Annotated in this window: 5 protein-coding genes; all 5 read left to right on the plus strand. The window is 51.2% G+C overall.

What is annotated here, in order from left to right; all coding sequences use genetic code 11:
• The first annotated feature begins 82 nt into the window (after positions 1-82).
• Positions 83-2,671 (plus strand): type IV secretion system protein TraC, encoded by a 2,589-nt coding sequence (gene traC, locus C9J12_RS29460; protein ID WP_107246940.1) that lies wholly within the window; start codon positions 83-85, stop codon positions 2,669-2,671.
• Positions 2,668-3,027, plus strand: a complete 360-nt coding sequence (locus C9J12_RS29465; RefSeq protein WP_107246943.1) for a TrbI F-type domain-containing protein — start codon at positions 2,668-2,670, stop codon at positions 3,025-3,027. Before traC ends, C9J12_RS29465 begins: the two co-directional genes overlap by 4 nt.
• On the plus strand, positions 3,024-3,299 hold the full coding sequence (locus C9J12_RS29470) for a hypothetical protein (RefSeq protein WP_107246945.1): 276 nt from the start codon (positions 3,024-3,026) through the stop codon (positions 3,297-3,299). The genes C9J12_RS29465 and C9J12_RS29470 overlap by 4 nt, the downstream gene beginning before the upstream one ends.
• Entirely contained in the window at positions 3,269-3,958 is a 690-nt protein-coding gene (gene traW, locus C9J12_RS29475; protein ID WP_170111922.1) for a type-F conjugative transfer system protein TraW, read from the plus strand. The genes C9J12_RS29470 and traW overlap by 31 nt, the downstream gene beginning before the upstream one ends.
• Before the next feature lie 3 nt (positions 3,959-3,961).
• Positions 3,962-4,694: conjugal transfer pilus assembly protein TraU (gene traU / locus C9J12_RS29480; RefSeq protein ID WP_107246950.1), on the plus strand; the 733-nt coding region annotated here is incomplete at its 3' end.

Below are 4,694 nucleotides of genomic sequence, written 5' to 3' on the forward strand. Positions count from 1 at the left end.
CGTTGATACCACCGATGTGTATATCGCCGATGATAGCCAGTGGACGGGCCGCCCTGTTCAAGCCATACGTAAGGATTAAACCATGAGAAATGCGTTCTCTGATTTGGCGGGGTTCGTCAAATCCAGTAAAGACAGCAATTATCATATTCATCGAGAGTTGCCCTACCGTTTTTATGATGACACGACAGGTATCTTCGAAAACCATCACAGCCTCGGTTTTGGCCTCTCTCTGTCGGTCCTTGGCGGGGCCAATGATGATTTGGTGTCATCATTGAACGCCATCATCTGTACCTTGCCTGAAGGGGATAAGTGGGATTATCAGTTTGTGTTGGTCGGCAATAACCAGGTGGCCGATTTGATTAAACAAAATACACAAGCCATGGCCATCCGTGGGGGGATCTGTGAGCAGTTTGCCACCAACCAGGGGATTTATGCCCAGCACAGTGCCCAGCAGGGATTCAGTACCCGGCTTAATAAAGCCTATCACTACGATTTAAAAGATTACAACGCCTGCCTGTTTGTCTCGACCACCGATAGCAAGGTGGCTTTACAAGAAGCCAAAGACATGTTGGCCGCCGAGCTGACCCAATGCGGCATCAACCATACCCCGGTCACGCCAGTGGCATTAATGACCCATGTGCGTGAACACCTCAACTTCAATCGGCATCAGGACCGCCCCCTGCCAGCCACTTACAATGAATTTGAGACCATCAATACCCAAACATTGAGCCCTGACAGCGAATACCTGCTGAATCGCACCTATGTGGATACGCGTCATACCCCGTTAGACAGTGATGACGCGGTGCGTACTCGTATCGTTAACCTTGGGCTGGCACGATTACCCAATGACTTTCGTTTATACGGGTTTTCAAACTGTTTGGCCTCATTGAAACGCACCGCCAACAGCTTGCAATGCCCCCACCGGATCAGCGTCCATTTTCGGGTTGAACCCTCTGGGGAGCAAATCACGCAAAATGACAGTAAAATCCAATCCCTGACCAAGATTGTCGAATCTAAAATGCGCTTGCTGGTCCCATCTGCCGAGGAAGAGCTGAAAGAGCGCAAAGAGCTGCAACACGGCCTGATGCACCAAGAATACAAAGTGGCCACCATGGTCATGACCGTCAGCCTGTATACCACCGAAGACAAAGCCCGGACCCATACCACGGTGGCCACCTCAACCTTTCGGGAGGCGGGACTTAACCTGGTACGGACCAATATGCTGCAAGGGCAAAGCACCTTGTCCACCCTGCCGTTTGCCATGAGCGAAGGGTATTTCGAGGACTGCAAGAAAGCCGCTCGCACCCGCACGATGAAAACATCCAACGTCGTCAATTTTTTACCGATTGTGGCGGAATACAAAAACTTTTCCGGTGGGGTCATGGTGCCGACCATGCGCCATCAAATCAGCTATTTTGATCCCTTCAACTGTGGCAGTGACAACTACAACATTGCCATTACGGGCGGGTCGGGGGCCGGAAAATCCGTGTTCACCCAATTGATCGCCCAGGCTATCCATGCCCGTTCAGGCAAAGTGTGGATTTTGGATAAAGGATCGAGTTACAAAAAGCTGACATTGATGCTCGGGGGCACCTACATGACCCATGAAAGCATCTTCCTCAACCCGTTCACCCACTTGGATAAAATCGAAGAAGCCCGCGATGCGGGCACCTTCGGTGACATCACCGATGACGATGGCAATATTGTTGATCCGATAGCCCTGGTGCTTGACAACATCACCGGGCTCATCGGCTCCATGGCATCACCCCGTGAAGAGCTCGAAACCTATCAGGAGGCGATGCTCGGGGACGCCATTTTAATCGCGTGGAAAAAAATGGGGACCCAAACACGCATTGATGATGTGCAAGATGCGTTATACGCGCTGGCCAAAGAAAAAAATGATGACCGTCGTATCAGTGATATTGCTGCCCAGCTCAATAAATATTGCAGCGCAGGGGTGTATGGCGATGTGTTTAACAAACCGTCGCAATTGGATCCAACGATCCACATCACCACCTTGGAATTGGATGGGTTTGCCGATGCCGTCAAACGTCCGGTTATTTTTGCGCTGATGGTCGCCATTAACCAGCAGATGTACCTGTCCGGCAGTCGCTCCACCCCAAAGATGTGCATCATTGAAGAAGCCTGGTCAATGATGGGGGGCGCCAACGCCCAAGCCCGGGAGTTTATCAATACCGGTTATCGGACGGTACGAAAATTTGGCGGCAGTTTTTGCACTGTCACGCAGGGGATTGAAGATTTCTTCCTGAATGAAGAAGCCCGCGCCGCCTTTAACAACTCCGATATTCACATCACCTTACGACAAGGTGAAGGGTTTGAAAAGTTCATCAAGGAAAACCCCAAGCACTTCAGCCCCTATGAGCAAAACATGATCAAGAACTTCCCCCGGGCACAGGATGCAGGTCATTCTTGCGCCATGATAAAAGCGGGATCGTATACCTCTTTTCACCGTATTTTTGCCGATCCGTGGTCACGCTCGATGTTATCCACTGAGCCGCATGAATTTGAATATTGTGAAACCTTGATCAACCAAGGCACCCCGTTGCTCGATGCCATCGAAAAAACGGCCATGCACTTTAACGGCGAGGCAATGTCTGAGTTCGCCGCACTCTTAGCGACCTATTCTGCCCGTCAGGAGAGCCACCCATGACCCCATTACGTACCATCACCCTAAGCGTGACGCTGTCACTGTTTATATCGACCGCCGTCACCCTCTTGGTCATTGGCCCCTTGAACCCTACACCCTCACTGGTGCAAATGGACATGAACGCCACCTTGACCGCTTTTGAGAAAGATATCCAACAACGTGATCTTAACCCTGCCCAACAAAAGGGGCACATTGCGCGTTTCACCACCGCTCTGGACACCGTGCTACGCACATACAGCCGCGACAATAACGTGGTGATTGTCGTCAGCCCCGCCGTCATCAGTGGCGCACCGGATATCACCCGCATCATTTCACAAGAAACCGTGAATGTGCTCACCAAAAAGGACAACAAGCCATGATAAAACAGAATAGTCCCCTTACCCAGCAAGACAAGCACCCTATTAAGCATGGTCTGAAACAAGGCTTAACGATAGAGGAAACACGCTACATAGCGACCATCGTTGATGATGCGACCCACGAACCAGATGCCAATTTAAATGCCTTACTTCACTCACAGGGAACGGATGATGAGTCGTTAACACCGCAAGGGCTGCATGATTTTAATACCCTGATAAACAACACCGAAAAGGAGTGCACCTCATGGGTAAAGCCACCCAAGGACAATCCATAGCCCTCTTACTGCTGTGCCTTTTCTGTGCACCCCGGCCTGTCCATGCAAAAAATCTCGGGGTGTTCGGCCCGGTCTTCCCTATCGGGGAAATTGATATGTTGGATTGGATTGACAATCGTTTGCGAACGTTTGAGCAAAACGGGGAAATAGACGCAATGAAACAGCGCATGCAAGCACGCGTCAAGAACAGTGTCATGCGTCCTCTCCCGGTTCAGGGTTTGAATACGACAACGACACCTAACACGTATTATATCGATCCCACTCTCACCTTGGCCGCCCCCGTCAAGGACAGTCTGGGCAATGAACTCTACCCCAAAGGCACCCGCGTTAACCCGTTTGACAGTACAACCTGGCCAGCTGCTGAACGGCAAAACCTGCCGAGGTTTACCTTTTCCAAACAACTGGTGTTATTCGATGGTGACGACCCCCGACAACGGCAATGGGCACAACAGTATGCTGCGCCCCTGCCCGTTAAATGGATCTTAACCAATGGCGAGCCTGCTGCATTAAGCAAAAAACTCGATAGCCGGGTGTACTTTGACCAACAAGGTAAGCTCACCCGCGAATTTCACGTTAAACATGTGCCTGTGGTGATCAGCCAATCAGGGACACGCTGGCAAGTCACCGAAATTGATGTCTCTGCTATCAAAGAGGACTAACTCATGCGCCGACTTTTACCTTGGGCTTATTTGCTCATCCTGTTTTTTACCCGTCCTCTTTACGCAGGCGGGCCAGCTTGTACGGGAACGTTTGTTAACCCTATCACCGATATTTGTTGGTCGTGTATCTTTCCCATGACCATCGGCAGTGTGCCCATTGTGGCGTCCGTCTACCCTGATACTGAAAACCCGACGATGCCCATCTCATTTTGCCCTAAGCCCCCGCCTATCTTCATGCAAATAGGGCTCAATATTGGGTACTGGGAGCCTTACTCCTTGGTTGATGTGACCCGAAAGCCCTACTGCATGGTTAACATGGGCATGGAGCTCAACGCAGGAAACATGCAGCAAATTGGCGGGCGTTCAACCAGCCGTGACAATGATTCCTCCGATGGCGGTTTTTACCATGCCCACTGGTACAAATACCCCATCGTCTACTGGCTGCAAATCATCCAAAGTGCTGCCTGCATGGCCACAGACAATTTTGACGTGGCATACATGACTGAAATCGATCCGATGTGGGATGACGACGAGCTGGCGTTCATCCTCAACCCCGAAGCCATTTTATTTGGCAACCCCATTGCCCAGCTGGCCTGTGTGCCCGAAGCCATAATGACCTCAACCAATGTTGCCCTCCCGATTGATGCCCTGTTCTGGTGTCTGGGATCGCAAGGATCTGCTTATCCGTTGACGGGCACCACCAATTACCGGGACACCCCCATACAGGCGGCCACCC

The organism is Photobacterium frigidiphilum, assembly GCF_003025615.1.
In the GTDB taxonomy this organism is placed as follows: Bacteria; Pseudomonadota; Gammaproteobacteria; order Enterobacterales; family Vibrionaceae; genus Photobacterium; species Photobacterium frigidiphilum.

Coding starts and splice junctions, on each gene's coding strand:
- C9J12_RS29465 (WP_107246943.1), top strand. CDS start 2,668: ATGACCCCATTACGTACCATCACCCTAAGCGTGACGCTGTCACTGTTT.
- traW (WP_170111922.1), top strand. CDS start 3,269: ATGGGTAAAGCCACCCAAGGACAATCCATAGCCCTCTTACTGCTGTGC.
- C9J12_RS29470 (WP_107246945.1), top strand. CDS start 3,024: ATGATAAAACAGAATAGTCCCCTTACCCAGCAAGACAAGCACCCTATT.
- traC (WP_107246940.1), top strand. CDS start 83: ATGAGAAATGCGTTCTCTGATTTGGCGGGGTTCGTCAAATCCAGTAAA.